We start from the raw sequence: 21316 nt of genomic DNA, 5'->3' as shown, positions 1-21316 counted from the left end.
GTCGGGTAGGCCCGCCAGGAACTACGCATTGCATTTCGGTATATGCAGTGCGGTGTCGGTCGTATTGCCGGTATTTATTCGCATGACTAGTTCGTGAGGTTGACCATGACTGTATCCACCGCTGTGCATTCCAATGCCTTTAATTTTTTGAGTTTCATCCAGACGGGGGTAGATCCACGAACCGGTTTTTATACCGTGTCGTTATCGTTGCCGGAACTTTTCAGTAATAATCTGCGGGGCCCGTCTGTGCCGTTGGTGCTCAATTACAATCCGTTGAATACTCGTGATACCGGCTTTGGCAAGGGCTGGAACCTTGCGCTAAGCCAGTACACCCCAAGCAATCAAGTTGTTTCGGTGTATTTGGGGCAAACGTTCAAAGTTACCGGGCCATACGAAGGTGTTGCCAATCGTATGAAAATGAAAGAGCAAAAGATCGAGGATTTTCAGTTTTACCAACTGCCTGGCGACCAGTTCAAGATCGTTCATAAATCGGGGCTTGTCGAAGTGCTGGCACTCAAGGGACCCAGCCCGCAGGTGGCCGTACCGGTAAAAATGTATTCTGCGCAAGGGCACGAAATTACCTTGGAATACGTAACGGTCGGTGATGCGCCGATGCTCAGCGCCATTCGCGACAGGCATGGGCTGCTGTTCCAGATCACCCGCAATCTTATTACCCAAGCCGTCACGCTGGGTTTTACGCCCGTCAATGGTACGCCATTGGCCGCGGTTGTCTTGAGCATGAAGAGCGGTCGTGTCGACAGGATCACCCTACCAACCACGGAAAATGCCGGTTGGCGCTTTGAATACCACCTGGAAAAAAATCTCGACTGCATCAGCGAGGTCTGGACGCCCCTGGGTGCCCATGAAACCGTTCAGTACAACGATGGAGGCCATGGTTTTCCTGATAAAGACAACCCGCAACGTAAGTTGCCCAGGGTGACCGATCATATTACCGACCCTGGCGGTGATCAGAGACCCATCACGGTGAAGTACACCTATGGCGCCGATGGGCATAATTTCCTCGGCTATCCGAATGTGGCCCATGTGGAGAACGATGGCCTGGACAACCTGTATAAAGTCCTCGATCGCTACGAGTATGAGTCCACTGAAAAACTGATGGTCGGGAACGACGAGGTGCGCAGCGTGACACGCCGCTTCAACCGCTTCCACTTGCTGGTTTCGGAAACGACCTTGCAGGGCACGCATCAACAGACACAAACGACCCGTTACTACGCGGACGATGACGATACCTTGTCTTTCGATGCCCAGCCACGCCAGTGTCAGTTGCCGAAAGAGGCGATTACCCGCTGGGAATTGACGGACGATGCGCGTGAATGGCGTATAGACGTCGAAAGAAGCGAATATGACATCCATGGCAACCAGACCTTGAGCGTTCAGCCCAGTGGTGTTACGGAAGCGACGTCCTACTATCCAGCCGGCGGCGTCGTCGGCAAATGCCCAGAGGACCCCTATGGGTTTGTCAGGCATGTCGAGCACACCACGGTCACGCCGACGGCGGATCCGGAGCTGGTGCCTGACTTGCAAGCGGGGGCGCCGACCTTGCGGACGCGGTACAGCTATGTCGAACTACCGGCGCTGCACGGCAGTGACATCAACAAACCTTGGGTGGTCATGTCCGAGGAAAGCTTGCATCAATTGGTCGGCCAGACCGAAGTGTCGTTGGAGAGCACGGATCTTGAGTACTTCAACACGATCGATGATCCGTTGGGGCACGGGCTGGAGAAACTGAAGACAGTCACGGTGATCGGTAAAGAGCGTAATTACGTCTCTACAACAGGCTCCGCGTACCGCATCAAGACGGACGAGGAAAAAGCTGCGAGCAATAAAACCGGCCAGGCCACGGAAGTGCTTCTTGGCGAAACGGTGTTCGAAACGACCGAGACCTTTACCGGTCATGACGGCCTGGTCAAGCTTGTCAGCGCCGAGCGCTCGCTGCTCAACGGCGAACCCTTGTTGACCCAGGACAAGGACATCAAGATTCGCAACACCTATGACGCCCTGATGCGGGTATTGACGGAAACTGTCGCGCCCGACGATCCCGACTACGCTGCGACGCGAACCTATACCTACAGGCTCGTCCGTCCTACAGACAATGGAACCGCAGCCGGACAGGCCTTCCAGGAGGTTGAAAACGTCAAGCAGGTCAAGACCCGTACCTGGTTCGATGGCTTGAACAGAGCGATCCGGGAGGAGCAACAAGATGCCGACTTTTCCAATGGCACCTATCGAGATATCTATCGGGCGACCTATAACGCGTTGGGCCAATTGACCCAAGAGCAGGAAATCGACTGGTTGGAACGCCAGCCCCTTTCATTGACAACCACCTACGCGTTCGATGACTGGGGGCAACAATCCAGCAGCACCGACCCGGCCGGTGTCACGCAACACACCGTGGAAGATCCTATCGCCTTTACCACCACGCAATGGACGGAAGGCATGGGCAAGACCGTCACCACCAATAACCGCCTTGAGAAACCGGTGAGCGTCCAGCGTTTCGATCTTATGGAAAGCTCCATCAGCCTGCATAGCTATCTCTATGACGGTCTGGGCCGCACGGTAAAAGAGACAAATGCAGCTGGCTATGAGACGTCCTACACCTACGATGTGTTCGATCGCATGCTGGAAACCACATTACCGACAAGGGATAAGGTGGTTCGTGAATACGCAGGCCACAGTCGCAGCGATTTGCCGACGTTAATCAAGGTGGGCGCAACAGCGATGGGCACACAGGCCTTCGACAGCCTGGAACGCCTTACTCAGTCAACGACCGGAGGGCGAGTCACCCAGCATGAATACGACACCACCTACAGCAAGGCCAATCGCGTCATCCAGCCCAGCGGCGATGTGATTCATTATGAATATGCCTATGAACTGACGGATGAGCCGCTCACCCGCAACGCTGTCGCGGGGGAAGCAACCATCGGCCGTTTGAAAGAAGTACCGACGCCGATCAAGGCCATTTATGAGTACGACCCTCAGAATGCAAGGCTCACCAGTTCATCGGAGATCGATATCGAACTGGCACGGACTTATGACGTGCAGGGCGAGATAAAGTCTGAAGTACGCACGGTGGCGAATGTCGCGGATCCGTATGAGATGGTTTATGTCCATAGTCGGCTCGGGCGGCTGATTCGTTACCATGACGTGACGGGGCAGGTTCAGTTGTTTGAATACGATCAGACCAATGGCCGGTTGAACTATACCCAACTGGGCGTCGAGGGCTGCGAAAGTTATATCAGGAGTGACTTCACCTATAACGCCCAGGGACTGACGGAGCGTATCGCGACGGTAGACGGTGCGAGCGACAGCGTGGTTATCGACATCGAGTACGATGCGCTGGGACGGGAAACGCTGCGCACGTTCAATCTCAATGGCAGCACGTCATGGTTGAAACAGAGCTGGAATAGCCTGGACCAGATCGAACAGCGCGAATTGAGTGAAGGTGCGAATCAGGGCGACACTTTGCTTCGTAACGAGACCTATCGCTACGAGCTTCGTGGGCGACTCGAAGAATACCGCTGTGAAGGACCACAGGCGCCAGTGGACCCTTTTGGCTACCCGATGACGCGGCAGCTGTTCTTCTTCGATGCGCTGGATAATCACGAGGAGGTGCGCACGACGTTCATCAAGGGCCAGGCCACCGAAAGCAATATCGCGCGTTTCGAATACAACAACCAGGACCCGGCCCAACTGACGCGCGTCACCAACTCCCATGCCGACTACCCGGATATCGAACTTGAGTACGATGCCAACGGCAACCTGATCAAGGACGAGGAAGGGCGGACCTTGTCCTATGACTTGCTGTCCCGTTTGGTTGAGGTGAGTGGGCCTGGTTCCGACGGCGGTCGATTCTATGGCTATGACGGCGGCGATCAATTGTCGGCCAGCGGCAGCGATGGCGACCGGGAGCAACAGTTTTACCGCAATGGCACCCCGGTTAATTCGGTTGGCGCTACGCAGAGCCGGACTTATGTGTCGGCTGACGGCGTGACGCTTGCGGAGCGCCAGGAAGGTGCGCGCCCAAAGTCTTTACTGCTGGCGGGTGACTACAGCGGCAGTGTGCTGAGAGAGGTTGACGGGGGAGAGGTGAGTGAAATCGCCTACAGCGCCTATGGCTATCGCGATGCGGCACAGTCGGTTGCTTCTCGTCCGGGCTACAACGGGGAGGTCAGGGATGAGACGGGATGGTATTTGCTGGGTAATGGTTATCGGGCGTTTAATCCGCGCTTGATGAGGTTTCATAGCCCGGACAGTTGGAGTCCGTTTGGGGAGGGGGGGGTGAATGCGTATGCGTATTGCCTGGGGGATCCGATTGGTTTTACGGATCCGACGGGGCATGGTGTTTTAAGTTCTCTAAGAAAGCTTTTTAGATTTAAATCAAAGTCTTCAGTTGCTAAGAGAGCAGATGTGGTCTTTGATGATCCTGGGTTGAGAAGTGTTATGCCGGATGCAACGAATGTAAAAAAAATAAACCCCCTATATGAGGAAGTCGTAGAACTGGTTACCGAGATCAATGCCGCTCCTCCGCCCGCGCGTAGCGAAATAACTCATCTACAGGGTATCAATAAATCGGGGCGAAGGGCGACGCGACCATCTAATCGAGTGCGAGTGCGAGTGCGATTAGAGCCAGATCAGAAAGCCGCACCCAAACAAGCTCCACCAACGCCCTCGATCTCTCCTCGCGCTCAGCGGCGAATAAAAGAGTTACAGACGAAACTTTATAATGATTACCATCAACGCCATGAATATTCGCAAGTAAGAATCGACAAACGACTGAAATGGCAGGCAGAAATAATTGAGCTAGGTGGTGAACTCATCTAGATAACCCACTCACCCGAGCAAACTCCACCAACCCACCGTCATGGCCAAGTCCCAACTTGTCCATGGCGGTGCGTTTTTGTCGGCTGATGGTTTTTTCACTGCGATTGAGCTGGGCCGCAATCTGCCTGCCCGACATCCCGCGCACAAACAACCTCACCACCTCCAACTCCCGCTCGGAAAGGCTCACCCCGCTGACGTCCGAGCCGGTGGTGGCCAAGGATTGCCCTTGTAGAAGATCGAGGAACGCCGGGCATGTATACCGCCGCCCTTGGGTGACACCGAGAATGGCCTGTCTCAGTTCCGTCAAAGGACTGCGTTTATCGAACAAGCCGTTCACGCCGGCATTGAGCAAGGCCTGCAACACGGACGGATTGCGCAGCATGGTGATCACGATCAGGGGACAGGCGCGGTAGTGGCGTTTTAAATAACCCATCAGGGCCAGGCCGTCCGGGAACTGCCCATCCGGCATCGAATAGTCGCTGATGACCAGGTCGCAGGGGGTGCGCTCTAAGTGCTGGAGCAGCTCATCGGCGTTGCGAGCCTTGGCAACCACTGAAAACCCAGCCCCCGCCAGGACCATTTCGATGCCCGTCAGCACAACGGGGTGATCGTCGGCAAGGATGATGCGTATGGGGTTATCCGAAGGACGCCTGTGCGACACTCGCGTATCGTCACAGGTGCGGAGGCCATGAATATCGCGGTGTCCAGGCGTGTGGTTCAGATTCATTGCTGCCTCTACAGGGTCCAAGCACCTCCCGACCGCTGCACAGAGGCCAGCGGAGCGCTCAGATCAAGCCGCGTTCGCGCGCGATTTTCCCCGCGAGATGACGCGAACTGACGCCGAATTTTCGGCGGATATTGTTGAAGTGATAATTGACGTTGGCTTCGCTGCAATCGACGATCATGGAAATCTCCCAGGAAGATTTGCCAGCCTCGCTCCATTGCAGGAATTCCTTTTCACGTTTGGTGAGTCGAATCGCTTGGGGTTGGTTGCTCTCCGTAGAGGGGAAATGGCCTTGATATGGCGACGAGTGTCCAGAAATCGCGGTGCTGTGGTACATGATTGAAACTCCCATTCATCATCAGTGATGGCGTGGGGGCGGCGGAATCTTCCTACTTCTTGATGGCATGGTTCACACGACCCGTCTTCAAGCCCAGAGGCAGGGCTGGACGCACGGTTCCGTTTATAGCTTGATTCAAATCAGCTGAAACCTGTCAGACATTACAGGTGGTGGACTCTAATGAGGAATGATCGAAAAGGCTGTCAGCCAAAGCGTTTGATATTGTGGGATTTTTTCCCATTCGGAGGGTGGTACCGCTTGTCCTGATGGGCCAAAAACCAGGAGGCCGTGAGGCTGGGGTGGGCTATGACGCGAATGTATCCTCCATTTAAATTTGCATTCCGCCAACCCCGGGTATATACACGCACCATGCTTCCTTCCCAATGTCTGTGCATCAACCTGCGTCGTGCCGCCCGTGGCGTCAGCAGGTATTACGACGGCGCCCTCGACGGCTTCGGGATCAATGTCGCCCAGTATTCTTTGCTGAACAACCTGGCGCGCCTGGACCAGCCGAGTATTTCTTCCCTGGCCGAGGCCATGGGCCTGGACCGCAGCACCCTGGGGCGTAACCTGCGGGTGCTGGAAGGCGAAGGGCTGGTGGCGCTGGCCGAGGGTGACGACCTGCGTAACCGCATTGTCGTGCTCACTGAAACGGGGCAGGCCCGGCTGGCGGCAGCGTTGCCGGCCTGGGAAGCGGCGCAGCAGAAACTGATCGATAAGCTGGGCGCGGAAAAGCGCGCGACCTTGCTGGCCTTGCTGGATGAACTGGCGTGAAGCCGGTTCGTTCGATGATAAGTGGGTATATACCCGCGACTGGAGAACAAGCATGACATCGATGTGGCGTACCTGTGGTTGGGTCCTGGTGGGCAGTGCGCTGATCCTGGCGTTGTCCCTGGGCGTGCGGCATGGCTTCGGCCTGTTCCTGGCGCCCATGAGTAGCGAGTTCGGCTGGGGCCGCGAGGTGTTCGCCTTTGCCATTGCCTTGCAGAACCTGATCTGGGGCCTGGCGCAGCCGTTCACCGGTGCGCTGGCCGACCGCTTCGGTGCGGCAAAGGTGGTGTTGATCGGCGGTGTTCTCTATGCGGTCGGCTTGGTGTTCATGGGCATGGCCGACTCGCCATGGTCGCTGTCATTGAGTGCGGGCCTTTTGATTGGTATCGGTCTGTCGGGCACGTCGTTCTCGGTGATCCTGGGCGTGGTTGGACGGGCCGTGCCGCCGGAAAAGCGCAGCATGGGCATGGGCATCGCCAGTGCTGCCGGTTCTTTCGGCCAGTTCGCCATGTTGCCGGGTACGCTGGGGCTGATCGGCTGGCTTGGTTGGTCGGCGGCGCTGTTGGCCCTGGGGCTGCTGGTGGCGTTGATCGTGCCGCTGGTGAGCATGCTCAAGGACGCACCGTTGCCAGTTGCCGGCCATGAACAAACCCTGGGCGAAGCCTTGCGCGAAGCGTGCAGCCATTCCGGGTTCTGGCTGCTGGCGGTGGGCTTTTTTGTCTGCGGTTTCCAGGTGGTGTTCATCGGTGTGCATTTGCCGGCGTACCTGGTGGACCAGCACCTGCCCGCCAGCGTCGGCACGACGGTGCTGGCCCTGGTCGGTTTGTTCAATATTTTCGGCACTTACACCGCCGGCTGGCTGGGTGGGCGCATGTCCAAGCCGCGCCTGTTGACCGGGTTGTACCTGGCGCGGGCGGTGGTGATCGGTCTGTTCCTGTGGCTGCCGGTGACGACCACGACGGCGTACTTGTTCGGCATGGCGATGGGCTTGCTGTGGCTGTCGACGGTGCCGTTGACCAATGGCACGGTAGCGACCCTGTTTGGTGTACGAAATCTGTCGATGTTGGGTGGGATCGTGTTCCTGTTCCACCAGTTGGGTTCGTTCCTCGGTGGTTGGTTGGGCGGGGTGGTGTACGACCGCACCGGCAGCTACGACTTGATCTGGCAGGTGTCGATCCTGCTCAGCCTGTTGGCGGCGGCGTTGAACTGGCCGGTGCGTGAACGGCCGGTAGCGCGCCTGCAAGTGCAGGTCGGTGCGACATGAGTCGCGTCGGCCCGTGGTTGATCGCTGTCGGTGCCAGCCTGCTGCTGGCGTTAGCCTGGTGGGGTTGGCATCAGGGCGGTTTGGCATTGATGCAACTGGGCATGGGGGCGTGTTGAGCAATGGACGGCATCGGACGCTGCGAGTAACGTCTTGGTCTGACGTGCTTTTAAGGAAAAACGACATGTTGATGCGCTGGTTTGCTGTTCCCGCCCTGTTGCTGGCTGTGACTGGGCAAGTCTGGGCCGCCGATTGCCCGTTGTTGCTGGAGGGTTCGTTGCCCAAGCTGCGGGTCAAGGAAACCATCGATCTGTGCCAGCGCTTCGCCGGCAAGCCACTGGTGGTGGTCAACACTGCCAGCTTCTGTGGGTTCGCCCCGCAGTTCAAAGGTCTTGAGGCGCTCAACCAGCGCTACAAGGGCCAAGGCTTGCAAGTGCTGGGTGTGCCGTCCAATGACTTCAAGCAGGAGTCCAAGGATGGTGCTGAAACCGCCAAGGTCTGCTACGTCAATTACGGCGTGACCTTCACCATGACCGAACCACAGCCGGTGCGTGGTGCGGATGCGATACCGCTGTTCAAACACCTGGCTGAACAATCCGCCGCGCCGAAGTGGAATTTCTACAAGTACGTGGTGGACCGCCAGGGTAAAGTCGTTGGCAGTTTTTCCAGTCGGATCAAGCCTGACGATCCTGATTTCATCAAGGCGGTAGAAGCGGCCATTGCTTCCAAGCCCTGATTGCAGACCACGAAAAAGCCCCGCCTCTTTGCAGAGTGCGGGGCTTTTTTCGCTTCAGGTGGCGAGTGGTTCAGGTTCGCCGTGAAACATCAGAAGCGGTAGGTTGCACCGACGCCGAAACCGTTGGCGCTGTTTTCGTATTCAGCGTTGTAGGATTGGCCGAGCGCATTGCTGCCGCCGACTTTGACTTTTTCTTCCTTGAGGTAGGAATAAGCCACGTCGATGGTCAGGTCTTCTGTCGGGCTCCAGCCGGCACCGAGGCTGAAGATGGTCCGGTCGCCGGTCGGAATGCGTGGCGAGCGGTCCTGGTTGTTGGTCGGCGACTGGTCGAAGGTCAGGCCGGTACGCAGTACCCACTGCTTGTTCAACTGGTAGGAAGTACCGATGGCGTAGGCCCAGGTGTCGTGCCAGTTTTGCTCTTCGGTGATGGTACCGAAGAGGGGCGGGTTCAGGGCACCACCACTCGTTACGTCGTTGTTTACGGTAATTTCTTTCAGGCGGCTCCAGCGAGTCCAGGTGCTGCCGGCGTAGACGGTCCAGGCATCATTGATTTGCTGGGTGACCGAAAAGTCCACCGATTCAGGCGTGGTGATGTCCAGCGAAGCGTCGTAGCGACCATTGCTGAGCAGGAAGGCCGGTGTGCCGGCGCCCGGGCTCACTTCAGTGTGGCCTTCAAGCTTGTACTTGACCTTGGAATGGTAGGTCAGGCCGACACGAGTGGTGTCGGTTGCCTGGACCAGCACGCCAATGTTGTAGCCGTAGCCAATGTCGTCACCCTTGATCTCCACGCCCGCCTCGGGCAGGCCTGGTACGCCCAGTTTCGATTCCAGGGAGCCGGAAATACGGTTGATGGTTGGGCCGAAACCGATCGATACCTTGTCGTTGAAGGCATAGCTGACGGTTGGCTGGAACGTGACGACTTTCACTTCGCTCTTGCTGCCGAAGCTCCGGCCCTGGAAGCCATTTTCGTAATCGGTGATCAAGCCGAACGGTGCGTAGACACCCAGGCCGAACGCCCACTGATCATCGATAGGCTTGACGTAATAACCCATCGGAACGCCGGTAAGCGGGACCATGTCGCCCTTGTTGGTGCCGGACTGGGTGCCGCTGGCATCGTCGATATCGGTGGAGGCATCGATGGCGGCGAAGCCACCGGTGACTTGCTGGCGCTTGAGGCGCGACATGCCGGCAGGGTTGCCAAACACGGTGCTGGCGTCATCGGCAGCGGAAGAACGACCTGCGAAACCAGTGCCCATGCCACTGATGCTTTGTTCGTTCAAGGCAAAGCCACTGGCGAAAAGTTGAGTGGATGCCAAGGTAACGGCAAGGCCAAGGGTGGTTTTGAGCATCATTTTTTTCATTGTTAGAACTCCTGGTGATCACCGGGGCGAAAATTACCAACATTTTCGGCCAAGCGCTATAGCCTTTATCGCTTGATTTAGAGTGCTTTTGTAGGACAATCAGACCAAATTCGCGACCATTGTAGGAAGTTTCCAAATTTCCCGTCAGCAAGCGACTTGGTTCAGTGGCGAGACGTAGCTTCGCCAGGCACAGGTGAAATCTCGCAGGCGTCCTTGGGGGTGAAAGGTCTGTCGCCAGATGCGGGCCATGCCCAGCAGGTCATCGGCTTCGGGAAGCGGGGTGTTCCGTTCCTCCACCAGCAGCCAGGCAATGGCGGTGGCGTAGCGCAGGTTGACGGTCAACTCCAGGTGCGGGCCGCTGAGAAAGGCGTGCTGGCTGGCCAGGCCGCGTACCAGGCTGGCACGCTCCGGGTCCAGCGCCAGGTAATGATCCCAGAGTGCCTGGTGTCGGGGTTCGGTAATGCGATACAGGCCGTGCCCGCGGCGATCATGCAGGGCCGAACCGAGGGCGGACTGGCTGGCGGCAATGCCCAGCAACAAGGATTCCGCGGTTGCGCTATGACGCTCAAGGTAGAGGAGCGTCGGGCGGATCACATATCGACACAGTTCGCTGGCAGCGATACCCATAAAACCCTCGAAGTGTGAATGGGCGGGGCCTGAAGAGTGTGGGCTTGGCAGCGGTGGATCGGTCCAGGCCCCGCCGGAAGCGGATCATGCCGCTTGACTTGAAGTGTAGTGTCATATTTGCGCTGTAAAGGACTGTTTTTAAAACATCTTCAGCGAACGGTTATAACTGTTATATCCCTTGGTACTTACGCCGTTTCGCTTGATCGAGACATTCCAGGCAATAAAAAGCCCCGCTTTCTGGGCGGGGCCTTTGGGGTTTCAGCCTTTCTGTCGTCTCAGGCAACCAGTGCCTGGCGGGTACGCTCGATCACGGCCTGCAGCGGTTCGGCGCTGGAGTACTGATCGGGGTACAGGCGTTCGCTGTGACGGGCGATGCCGTGTTCGTTGACCAGGGTGAAGCTGAAGCAGCCTTTGCGAGCGGCCATGATCAGGCAGTTCATCGGGGCAAAAGCGTTGGTTAGGGTGCGGATAGCATCCTGTGCGTGGATTTGAGTAGACATGTTATGGGTGTTCCTACAAATGACACGGTTAAGAACCGTGCAACGTTAAAACGTTCCAGTAACGTCGACCACCATTGGTCGAACGAAGAACCCGACTGGAACAAAGCAGCCAGTTTGAGCGCTATATAAAGTGCGCACTTGGGCTGGCAGGTAGGTACTTAGGAGGGCAGGCAACACATCAAGGGCAAAGGTTCTGGGCCCGGGGTGAAGATCCTGATCAATTTTGCAGGTTGGTTCGGTCAGAATAATGAGCCTGGCAACACCCTTCGCATTCGATCAAAGGCAGTGTTGGCGCAAGGTTTACCTGGAAACCATCGAGGGGGCCGGTCTCTTTTTTTCGGTGAGGCGTCCTTTGAAGGATGGCTGACCGTAGAGATGTGTTCGACCCTGAATTGACTTTCAGCTTGGTACTAACGCCGCGGATACTAACGGATCGAACTCGTGAAGGGAAGGGCGCTGGTTAAAAAATATTCAAGTAGGACCATGGGCCGATGTTGGAATCGGACTCGTAGCACAGGATCCAACTGTATTCGGGTGTGTTCATGCTACCCACGCTGCGCGCAAGAACCGAGGTTTATCCCCAGCTTTTACCGCCAGATGCGCCAAAAAAGCGCAGCGTTATAACCCATTCGGCGGTTACTTGTGCACACTCGCTGCACCACCTGTCACTGTACTGTCAGGTCGAAACAATCCGGGGTGGGTGCCTGTATCCAAAATTTAAGTCAATGAAAAACATCGCTTTTTTTTGCTGGTGAAAAAATCGTCAGTTTGAGTGCAGGCCCCGTTCCACAGGGCTTTGCGCGAGTTCAGGGGGGGTTGTCCACTGAGTTATCCACAGCTTCTGTGGATTGTCCCAAGCGCTTGCTCTAGCACGGGCGTGCTGGTTTTTTTTCGGCTTTACCCGTACGAAAAAAGGAGTAGAGTGGCGCGCCTTCCGATCTATCCCACAGTGTTTTATGAAGTTTCGCTCCGTATCAAATCCTGTTACCTCCACCCCCCCTGGTGTTACTCCACCCAAGCGTATTTCGATGCGGGTGGCTGAGTGGCTGCTCGACAGCCCGCGACTGGGGGATAGCCCCAGCGTCAAGCACTTGGCCGGCCGTTTACTCAAGCAACCGGCCCGTGAAGGCGTGGTGGCAGCGCAAAGTCGTCTCGGACAGTTGATGTGCCGTGAATGCGGCAACGCCCGGGATCGCCGCATCGGTCAGGACCTGCTGCGCCAGGCCGCACGGGCCGGCGATGATCAAGCCCGCCGGGTCCTCGGTGAAATCGAAGGCTGAAAACGAAGACCGAGCTGGGCAACCCCCGGCCGCTTGGTTAACCTTCGGGCTTTATTTGATCGGCAGGAATTGTCATGGCTATGGATTTGACCAGCCTGTTGTTTGGCTTGGCGGGTGCTGCGGTACCGTTGCTGGCACTGGCCTGGCACCTGCAACGCCAGGCCGGCGCTGCGCAGACCGAACAGGCCCTGCTGGAAGAACGCCTGGCCACCGCGCACATGGCCCACGACGGCCTCAACGCCCAACTCGATGCCTGCCGTGACGAGATCAGCGACCTCAGCCAGGCCAACGCCGCCAAGCAAGCCGAGCTTGCGGCAGTCAGTCGTGAAGTCGAGTTGTTGCAAATCGAGCGCGACAACGCCCGGGATGCGGCCCATGCCTGGAGCCTCGAGCGCGCCAACAAGGAAGCGGAACTGCGGCGGCTCGATGCCCAGGCGGCGTCGTTGCATGCTGAACTGCGCGAGCAACAGGAAAGCCATCAGCAACGCCTGGATGATCTGCAAGGTTCGCGAGACGAGTTGCGGGCACAGTTCGCCGAGCTCGCCGGAAAAATCTTCGATGAGCGTGAGCAGCGTTTCGCCGAGACCAGCCAACAGCGCCTGGGCCAGTTGCTCGATCCGCTGAAGGAGCGCATCCAGTCCTTCGAAAAACGCGTCGAAGAAAGTTATCAGGCCGAGGCCCGGGAACGTTTCTCCCTGGGCAAGGAACTGGAGCGTTTGCAACAGCTGAACCTGCGCTTGAGCGACGAGGCCACCAACCTCACTCGGGCACTCAAGGGGCAGAAGACCCAGGGCAACTGGGGCGAGCTGATTCTGGAGCGGGTGCTCGAGCATGCCGGCCTGGAGAAGGGCCGCGAGTATCAGACTCAAGTCAGTCTCAAGGGCCCGGACGGCGAGCGTTTTCAGCCAGACGTGTTGATTTATCTGCCGGGCGACAAGCAAGTGGTGGTCGATTCCAAGGTCAGCCTCACGGCTTATCAGCAGTACGTGGCCGCTGAAGATGACGCCATCGGCCAGCTTGCCCTCAAGCAACATGTGGTGTCGTTGCGCGCCCACGTCAAAGGCTTGGCCGGCAAGGACTACAAACGCCTGGACGGTTTGCACAGCCTGGATTTCGTGTTGTTGTTCGTGCCGATCGAAGCCGCGTTTTCCGCTGCCCTGCAAGCCGAGCCGAACCTGTTCCAGGAAGCCTTCGACCGCAACATCGTGATCGTCAGCCCGACCACATTGCTGGCGACCCTACGGGTGATCGACAGCTTGTGGAAGCAGGAACGCCAGAGCCAGAACGCCCGGGAAATCGCCGAGCGGGCCGGGTGGCTGTATGACAAGTTCGTCTTGTTCATCCAGGACCTGGACGAGATTGGCAGTCGCTTGCAGCAGCTGGACAAAGCCTACAGCGCGGCGCGCAACAAGCTGACGGAAGGGCGCGGCAACCTGGTCAGCCGCAGTGAACAGCTCAAACTGCTCGGCGCCCGGGCCAGCAAGAGCTTGCCCAGCGAATTGCTCGAGCGGGCGATGACCGATGCGGATGGGCTGCCTGAGCTGCCGGAAGAGGCCCGCGAGAAAACCCAGGGCTGAAACACAAGCCCAAGGCTGAAGCGCAAACTTGTGGCGAGGTCATCGTGTGGGAGCAAAACTTGCTCGCGATGGCATCCTGAGACCGCTATCGCGGCAAGCCTTGCTCCCACAAGATTTTCCATCACCACAGGGGAGCAGCGTGTTCCGCTGCCCATTACAACGGCAAATGCCGACTCAACAACGCCCGCAATGCCGCCGGCTTCACCGGCTTGGCCAGGTAATCCAGGCCAGCGGCATGCACCTGGGCCACCGTCTCGGGGCGGCCATCGGCGCTGATCACCACCCCCGGCACCGGTTCCCCCATACGCTTGCGCAACCAGGCCATCAGCTCGGTACCGGTCTCGCCGTCGTCCAGATGAAAATCCACCAGCGCCAGTTGCGGTCGCCCGCCTTGGGCCAGCCAACGCTCGCATTCCTCGCGGTTGCGCGCTGTCCATACCTGGCAACCCCAGCGTGTCAGCAGGCTGTTCATGCCGATCAGGATGCTGTCTTCATTATCGACGCACAGCACCTGAGCACCGCTTGGCAGATGGCCGTTGGGTTCGGCCGCGGGGCTCGGTGCGACAACCTGTGTAGGGGCCAAGGGGACGCTGACGCTGAACACGCTGCCGCGCCCCGGCCAGGAGCGCACGCGCAAGGTATGGCCGAGCACGCGGCATAGCCCGTCGGCGATGGCCAGGCCCAGGCCCAGGCCTTTTTCGGCGCGGGTCTGGTGGCTGTCCAGGCGCTTGAACTCTTCGAAAATGACCTGCAGCTTATCCTCAGCGATGCCCGGCCCGCGATCCCAGACTTCCAGGCACAGCTCGCGGTTGTGTCGACGTACCCCCAATAGCACCGGGCCCTTGGCATAGCGGAAGGCGTTGGTGAGGAAGTTCTGCAGAACCCGCCGCAACAACTTGATGTCGCTGTCGACCCGCAGCCGCGAGCCCCGCACCCGGAATTTCAGGCCTTGTTCCTGGGCCAATGCCGTGAATTCGGCGCCCAAGGTGTCGAACAGTTCGTTGAGGGCGAACGGCTTGCGCTCGGGGTTGATCTTGCCGTTTTCCAGGCGGGAGATGTCCAGCAGGTCGGTGATCAGGTCTTCAGCCGAGCGCAGCGAACTGTCCAAGTGTTGCACCAATTGTCGGGCCTCGCCCGGCAAGCCGTCGTGCTGGTGGGACAGCGCGGCGGAGAACAGGCGCGCGGCGTTGAGCGGTTGCATCAGGTCGTGGCTGACCGCCGCCAGGAACCGGGTCTTGGATTGATAGGCCGCTTCGGCGGTGCTCTTGGCTTCGGTCAGGGCCAGGTTCAGTTGGGACAATTCCCGGGTGCGCTCGGCCACCCGTTGCTCCAGCCCCTCGTTGGCTTCGGTCAGTGCCTGTGCGGCCTCACGGAACGCGGTGATGTCGGTGAAACTCATGACGAAACCGCCACCGGGCATCGGGTTGCCGATCAGCTCGATCACCCGGCCGTTGGGGAACAGGCGCTCAGAGGTATGGGCGCGGCCCTGGCGCATCCAGTGCAGGCGTCGGGCGACGTGGACTTCCGCTTCGCCCGGGCCGCAGAGACCACGCTCGGCGTTGTAGCGGATGATGTCGGCAATGGGCCGGCCGACACTGATCAAGCCGTCCGGATACTTGAACAGCTCCAGGTAGCGACGGTTCCAGGCCACGAGCCTGAGGGACTGGTCGACCACGCTGATGCCCTGACTGATGTTCTCGATGGCACCTTGCAGCAGGGCTCGGTTGAACTGCAGCACTTCCGACGCTTCGTCTGCGATCCGCACGACGTCCTCGAGCTGCATCTCCCGACCTTCAATGGCGGCTTTTACGACAGCCCTTGTCGAAGAGGCCCCAAGCACACCGGCCAGCAGGCGTTCGGTATGGGCGATCCATTCACTGTCGGCGTTCTGGCTCGGGTTGAAGCCTTTGCCCTGGCGGTAGGCAAAACGAATGAAACTCTGCCGCGCCCGCTCCTCGCCGACGAAACGTGCGGCCAGTTGCAACAGGTCTTCGATGTGCACCGCCAGCATTGAACGGGGGTTGGGGCGGGCACTGATTTCCTGGCCGATGAAGCGTCCGGCCTGCCAGTGTTCCGAGACGCGTGTACGCGACAGTACGGATATCCAGGCGAACAGTGTGAAGTTACCGGCCAGGGACAGGACCACCCCTTGGGTCAGTGGCGTAATCGGCAGGTTCAATGGGTTGCCGTGCAGCCAGGCCAGACCGGGGAAGCTGCTGAGCGACCAGCCCAGGCTGTGGGCCGTGATCGGCAACACCAAGGTGTAGAACCACAGGAAAATCCCCATGGCGAGGCCGGCGAACACGCCGCGGCGATTGGCCTGTTTCCAGTACAGCGCGCCGAGCATGGCGGGGGCCAGTTGGGTCACGGCGGCGAAGGCTATCTGGCCGATGGTCGCCAGGCTCGCTGTCGAACCCAGCAGGCGGTAGCTGACGTAGGCCAGGAACAGGATCACGACGATGCTCACCCGACGCACCGATAGCATCCACTGGCGGAACACTTCGAAGGGCCGTTCGGCGTTGTTGCGGCGCAGCAGCCACGGTAACAACATGTCGTTGGAGACCATGGTAGACAGCGCCACACTTGCGACGATCACCATGCCGGTGGCCGCCGAGGCGCCGCCAATGAACGCCAGCAACGCCAGGGCTGGATGGGCCTGGGCCAGCGGCAGGCTGATGACGAACGAATCCGGTAGTACCGAGCTGGGCAGCAGCATCTGCCCGGCGAGGGCGATGGGCACCACGAACAGCGCGGCCAGGGCCAGGTAGGCGGGGAATACCCATTTGGCCAGGCGCAGGTCCTGAGGCTCGATGTTTTCCACCACGGTCACGTGGAACTGCCGCGGCAAGCAGATGATCGCCATCATCGCCACCCCGGTCTGCACCACCATGGACGGCCAGTTGATGGTTTCTTTCCAGTATTGCTCCAGGCGTGGGGCGAGCATGGCCTGGTTGAACAGGTCGTCGAAGCCGTCGTAAAGGCCGAACGTCACGAACGCACCGACCGCCAGGAAGGCGAACAGCTTGACCAGGGATTCGAAGGCAATCGCCAGCACCATGCCACGGTGGTGTTCGGTGGCGTCCAGGTTGCGAGTACCGAACACGATGGTGAACAACGCCAGGATCAGCGAAACGATCAGCGCGGTGTCCTGGGCACGGGTGCCCATGGCATCGGCGCCGGCACCGATCAACAAGTTCACCCCGAGCACGATGCCCTTGAGCTGCAACGCAATGTACGGCAGCACGCCGACCAGACAGATCAGTGCGACCACCACCGCCAGGGATTGGGACTTACCGTAGCGGGCGGCGATGAAGTCGGCGATGGAGGTGATGTTCTCCTGTTTGCTGATCATCACCATTTTCTGCAGGACCCACGGCGCCAGCACCAGCAGCAGGATGGGCCCGAGGTAGATCGGCAGGAATGACCAGAGCTGTTCGGCCGCCTGGCCGACGGCACCAAAGAACGTCCAGCTGGTGCAATACACCGCCAGCGACAGGCTGTAGACCCAGGCCCGCACCCGTGGCGGCAGCGGTGTGCTGCGCCGGTCGCCGTAGAAGGCGATGGCGAACATGATGGCCATATAGGCCAGGGCGACAACGGCGATCAGCCCGCTGGACAACGACATGGAAACTCCCGGACAAAGACACCGGGACTTGAGCCCGGCAGGACAGTCTCGCATGCCCGCTCGGGTTCGTCAGTGTCGACCAAGGTCGAGGCGTGGTGGGGTGTCGCAGGCGGGGGAAATGCTCAGATTATTTGGTGTTCTTTCGGGCCTCTTCGCGGTCTTACTGAGCCAACGCAATATCCACCAACCGATACAACTCCCCAACTTCCAATGGCGCGGTGGCAAAGAGGATACGAAACACCGTCGGCGCCACCACCACATTGATCAGCCGTTCGACGCCTGGATTGGGCTCATCGGGGTAGCGGTCCAGGATGATTTGCAACTGACGGCTGATGATCCCCACGCAATACCCCGGGGTGGCGCAGGCCTGGATGTCGCGCATCATATTGCGCCCGGGCTCGGAACTCATCTCGTCCAGGTACTGCTCGGCCCAGGCGAGTAGGTCGCCGCGCAGGCTACCGGTGTTGACGGGTTCACTGTCGGGGTGCAAACGGGCGATAGCGACGTCGGCCAGCAGCGCCGGCAGATCCCCCCAGCGCCGGTAAATGGTGGACGGCGTGACCCCGGCGCGCGCAGCGATTTGCGGTACGGTCAGGGTTGCGCGGTCCTGCTCTTGCAGCAGGTCGCGGACCGCCGAATGAATCGACTCTTGGACCCGGGCGCTTCGACCGCCGGGGCGTAAACCTTCTTTAATCGCCATGCGTCAGACCTTAACACAAAGAATTTGCTTTAAGCGCACGCCGGTAGCACACTCCGCAAAAGCAAAAAATTAGCTTTTGTGGATATTTTGTGGAGCGTGCCCATGTCCCGTCCAGCTTCGACCCGTGCCAGCCTGATCTTCCTGGCGCTCACCTTGCTCGGTTTTCTCGCCGCGTCCAGCGCGCCGACGCCGTTGTACCACCTTTACCAGGAACAATTGCATTTTTCCCCGGCCGTCCTGACGCTGATTTTCGGTGTGTACGCGTTCAGTCTGTTGGCGGCCTTGTTGATCGTGGGTTCGCTGTCGGATTACCTGGGCCGCAAACCAGTGATTTTCGTGGCGTTGTTGCTCAACATGCTGGCGATGCTGCTGTTTATCAGCGCCGACAGCGTTGTCTGGTTGATCAGTGCACGGTTGATCCAGGGATTTGCCACCGGCATGGCCACCAGCGTGCTGGGGGCTGCCTTGCTGGATTTCGACCGTCGTCAAGGCCCGCTGATCACCAGTGTCGCGCCGCTGTTGGGCATGGCATGCGGGGCGCTGGGCGGTGGCCTGCTGGCTGAATTCGCGCCGCTGCCCTTGCAACTGACGTACTGGCTTTTGTTGGGCTTGTTCCTGGCCCAGGCCGTTTACCTCTGGCGCCTGGCGGAAAGCGTCAGCCCGCAACCCGGTGCCTGGCAGTCCCTGCGGCCAACCCTGCATGTGCCGCTCCAGGCGCGGCAAGCCTTGTGGCGGGTCCTGCCACTGAACCTGGCGGCCTGGGCCGTGGGCGGGTTCTACCTGTCACTGGCACCGTCCCTGGTACGGACGGCAACCGGATCGACCTCCAACCTGATCGGCGGCGCGTTGGTGGCGGTGTTGACCCTCAGCGGCGCGTTATCCATCTACCTGTTGCGCAACCAGGAGGCCGACAAAATGTTGCGCTCCTCCGCGAGTCTGCTGGTGATCGGTCTTGCATGGGTGCTGGTGGCGGTGCATGGCGCTAGCGTGCCATTGTTCTTCATGGGCACGCTGGTCACTGGCGGCGGCTTTGGCGCAGGATTTCTGGGCGCGCTGCGCAGCATCATGCCGCTGGCATTGCCCCACGAACGAGCCGGTTTGATGTCGGCGTTCTATGTCCTCAGTTACCTGGCCTTCAGCCTGCCGTCGCTGCTGGCGGGGAACCTGACGCGGGTGTTCGGATTGATCCCGACCACCGATGGTTATGGCGCGGTGTTGATTGTGCTGTGTGTCGTTGCGTTGTTGGGGATACGTCAATCCATGAGATCGGTCAGCGATGGCGCGCGGCCTTGAAACCATGCATGCAGGCGCCGCTGGCAGTGGGTTAGTCTTGGCGCCTCAGTCTTTTTCCGGACGATCTCTTGAAAATCATTCGTAGCAAATCCTTCACCGGGGACCGCGCCTGGGCGGCGCTGGATATCGCCAACATGAACGGCATCACCACGCGTCTGCACTGGACCGATCAGCCCTACAAATGGCACGTCAATGACGGCGAGGAAGTTTTCGTGGTGCTCGATGGGCAAGTGCGGATGTGCTATCGGGAAGAGGGTGTCGAAAAGGAGACCTTGCTGGAGGCCGGGGATATTTTCTACGCCTCGGTGGGCACCGAGCATGTGGCCAGGCCCGTGGGCGCAGCGAGAATCCTGGTGGTCGAGAGCGAAGGCAGCGTCTGATGGTTATCTGTTAAACCGATAACATATAGAGAAATTACCCGTTATATAGATATTTGATCCGGCTCTAGCATGGCTCCACCTCATCCGAGGACAGGAGTTCGCCATGACATGCTGCGCTGCAAAAAATCGCTTGCGTCCATTGAGTCATTTGCCCAGGCCGCTGGAGGCCATTCGCCAATTCACGCCTAACTGGTTTGCCGTGGTCATGGGCACCGGTGTGCTGGCGCTGGCCTTGGCGCAATGGCCTGGGAATGTACCGGGCCTGCGCCTCCTGAGCGAAGGCTTGTGGTTGTTCAACACGCTGTTGTTCGTGGTGTTCGCCCTCATGTACACGGCCCGTTGGGTGCTGTTCTTCAACGAAGCGCGACGGATTTTCGGCCATTCAACAGTCTCGATGTTTTTCGGCACCATTCCCATGGGGCTGGCGACCATCATCAACGGCTTTTTGGTATTTGGACTGGCGCGCTGGGGGAGCGGTGTGGTGGCGGTGGCTGAGGTGTTATGGTGGATCGACGTGGCCATGTCGCTGGCCTGTGGTGTGCTGATTCCATTCTTGATGTTCACCCGCCAGGAACACCGCATCGATCAAATGACCGCCGTATGGCTCCTGCCGGTGGTGGCCGCCGAAGTCGCGGCAGCCAGTGGCGGGCTGTTGGCGCCGCATCTGGCCGACGCTCATGGGCAACTGGTCATGCTGGTGACCAGCTACGTGCTCTGGGCCTTTTCTCTGCCGGTGGCGTTCAGCATCCTGACGATTTTGCTGTTGCGCATGGCGCTGCACAAACTGCCTCACGAAAACATGGCCGCCTCGAGCTGGCTGGCCCTCGGTCCGATCGGCACCGGTGCCCTGGGCATGTTGCTGCTGGGCAACGATGCCCCGCTGATTTTTGCCGCCAATGAGCTGTCCGGCGTGGGCGAAATCGCCGCCGGGTTGGGCCTGGTGGCCGGCATCACGCTGTGGGGGTTGGGGTTGTGGTGGATGTTGATGGCGCTGCTGATTACCGCGCGTTACCTGCGCGCAGGCATTCCCTTCAACCTCGGCTGGTGGGGGTTTACCTTCCCCTTGGGCGTGTACGCGTTGACCACGTTGAAGCTCTCGGAGCTGCTGGGTCTGGCTTTTTTCAGCGTGTTCGGCGCTGTGCTGGTGGCGATGCTGGTGGTGATGTGGCTGATCGTCGGGCGGCGTACGGTCCTCGGTGCCTGGCACGGTGAGTTGTTTGTGTCGCCCTGCATTGCAGGGCTGGCGAAATAATCGCTAAAGACAGGTAATGTGTGGCCTGGATCGAAAAGCGTTCATTCCAA

At 59.2% G+C, this 21316-nt stretch carries 16 protein-coding genes; 9 read left to right on the top strand and 7 right to left on the bottom strand.

Annotated features, from left to right (window positions below):
- Nucleotides 1-105 precede the first annotated feature (105 nt).
- A complete protein-coding gene (locus tag AACY42_RS00165) occupies nucleotides 106-4842 on the top strand; it encodes an RHS repeat-associated core domain-containing protein (protein ID WP_339475095.1) in 4737 nt (1578 codons plus the stop codon).
- On the opposite strand, the gene AACY42_RS00160 is transcribed toward AACY42_RS00165, so the two are convergent.
- Both AACY42_RS00160 and AACY42_RS00155 read right to left on the bottom strand, forming a co-directional pair.
- Entirely contained in the window at nucleotides 4835-5569 is a 735-nt protein-coding gene (locus AACY42_RS00160) for a response regulator transcription factor (protein ID WP_339475093.1), read from the bottom strand. The genes AACY42_RS00165 and AACY42_RS00160 overlap by 8 nt on opposite strands.
- Nucleotides 5570-5627: 58 nt before the next feature.
- Nucleotides 5628-5903 (bottom strand): helix-turn-helix transcriptional regulator, encoded by a 276-nt coding sequence (locus tag AACY42_RS00155; protein ID WP_339475091.1) that lies wholly within the window; start codon nucleotides 5901-5903, stop codon nucleotides 5628-5630.
- A 369-nt stretch (nucleotides 5904-6272) separates the two neighbouring features.
- Here AACY42_RS00155 and AACY42_RS00150 point away from each other — a divergent pair, with 369 nt between their 5' ends.
- The 3 genes from AACY42_RS00150 (at nucleotide 6273) to AACY42_RS00140 (ending at nucleotide 8671) form a co-directional block, all read left to right on the top strand.
- The gene (locus AACY42_RS00150) at nucleotides 6273-6677 is read left to right on the top strand and encodes a MarR family winged helix-turn-helix transcriptional regulator (RefSeq protein WP_339475090.1); all 405 of its coding nucleotides are present in this window, start codon (nucleotides 6273-6275) and stop codon (nucleotides 6675-6677) included.
- Between the two features lie 52 nt (nucleotides 6678-6729).
- A complete protein-coding gene (locus AACY42_RS00145) occupies nucleotides 6730-7938 on the top strand; it encodes an MFS transporter (RefSeq protein ID WP_339475087.1) in 1209 nt (402 codons plus the stop codon).
- A gap of 181 nt (nucleotides 7939-8119) precedes the next feature.
- A complete protein-coding gene (locus tag AACY42_RS00140; RefSeq protein WP_339475085.1) occupies nucleotides 8120-8671 on the top strand; it encodes a glutathione peroxidase in 552 nt (183 codons plus the stop codon).
- Nucleotides 8672-8760: 89 nt separating this feature from the next.
- Here AACY42_RS00140 and AACY42_RS00135 read toward each other — a convergent pair whose 3' ends face one another.
- The 3 genes from AACY42_RS00135 to AACY42_RS00125 form a co-directional block, all read right to left on the bottom strand.
- Nucleotides 8761-10032 carry an OmpP1/FadL family transporter gene (locus tag AACY42_RS00135; protein ID WP_339475083.1) on the bottom strand — a complete coding sequence of 424 codons (1272 nt, stop codon included), beginning with the start codon at nucleotides 10030-10032 and terminating at the stop codon, nucleotides 8761-8763.
- A gap of 144 nt (nucleotides 10033-10176) precedes the next feature.
- Nucleotides 10177-10659 (bottom strand): hypothetical protein, encoded by a 483-nt coding sequence (locus AACY42_RS00130; RefSeq protein WP_339475080.1) that lies wholly within the window; start codon nucleotides 10657-10659, stop codon nucleotides 10177-10179.
- 275 nt (nucleotides 10660-10934) lie between these two features.
- The gene (locus tag AACY42_RS00125) at nucleotides 10935-11159 is read right to left on the bottom strand and encodes a hypothetical protein (protein WP_003204606.1); all 225 of its coding nucleotides are present in this window, start codon (nucleotides 11157-11159) and stop codon (nucleotides 10935-10937) included.
- 956 nt (nucleotides 11160-12115) lie between these two features.
- On the opposite strand from AACY42_RS00125, the gene AACY42_RS00120 reads away from it, so the two are divergent.
- On the top strand, nucleotides 12116-12439 hold the full coding sequence (locus AACY42_RS00120; RefSeq protein WP_339475077.1) for a sel1 repeat family protein: 324 nt from the start codon (nucleotides 12116-12118) through the stop codon (nucleotides 12437-12439).
- Nucleotides 12440-12627: 188 nt separating this feature from the next.
- On the top strand, nucleotides 12628-14016 hold the full coding sequence (gene rmuC, locus AACY42_RS00115) for a DNA recombination protein RmuC (RefSeq protein ID WP_339475700.1): 1389 nt from the start codon (nucleotides 12628-12630) through the stop codon (nucleotides 14014-14016).
- Between the two features lie 154 nt (nucleotides 14017-14170).
- Here the strand turns inward: rmuC and AACY42_RS00110 are convergent, their stop codons facing one another.
- Both AACY42_RS00110 and AACY42_RS00105 read right to left on the bottom strand, forming a co-directional pair.
- A complete protein-coding gene (locus tag AACY42_RS00110) occupies nucleotides 14171-17641 on the bottom strand; it encodes a hybrid sensor histidine kinase/response regulator (protein WP_339475074.1) in 3471 nt (1156 codons plus the stop codon).
- A 160-nt stretch (nucleotides 17642-17801) separates the two neighbouring features.
- Nucleotides 17802-18341, bottom strand: a complete 540-nt coding sequence (locus AACY42_RS00105; RefSeq protein WP_339475072.1) for a TetR/AcrR family transcriptional regulator — start codon at nucleotides 18339-18341, stop codon at nucleotides 17802-17804.
- A gap of 102 nt (nucleotides 18342-18443) precedes the next feature.
- On the opposite strand from AACY42_RS00105, the gene AACY42_RS00100 reads away from it, so the two are divergent.
- From AACY42_RS00100 to AACY42_RS00090, 3 genes are all read left to right on the top strand, one after another.
- The gene (locus tag AACY42_RS00100; protein WP_339475070.1) at nucleotides 18444-19634 is read left to right on the top strand and encodes an MFS transporter; all 1191 of its coding nucleotides are present in this window, start codon (nucleotides 18444-18446) and stop codon (nucleotides 19632-19634) included.
- Nucleotides 19635-19702: 68 nt separating this feature from the next.
- On the top strand, nucleotides 19703-20014 hold the full coding sequence (locus tag AACY42_RS00095; RefSeq protein ID WP_339475069.1) for a cupin domain-containing protein: 312 nt from the start codon (nucleotides 19703-19705) through the stop codon (nucleotides 20012-20014).
- A 103-nt stretch (nucleotides 20015-20117) separates the two neighbouring features.
- Complete coding sequence (locus AACY42_RS00090; RefSeq protein ID WP_339475066.1) at nucleotides 20118-21266, top strand: TDT family transporter; 1149 nt, start codon at nucleotides 20118-20120, stop codon at nucleotides 21264-21266.
- Nucleotides 21267-21316 lie beyond the last annotated feature (50 nt).

The sequence above is a fragment of the Pseudomonas sp. RL_5y_Pfl2_73 genome (assembly GCF_963970515.1).
In the GTDB taxonomy this organism is placed as follows: Bacteria; Pseudomonadota; Gammaproteobacteria; order Pseudomonadales; family Pseudomonadaceae; genus Aquipseudomonas.
The sequence above is the reverse complement of the archived record's forward strand: the minus strand, read 5'-3'. Positions and strand labels throughout refer to the sequence as shown.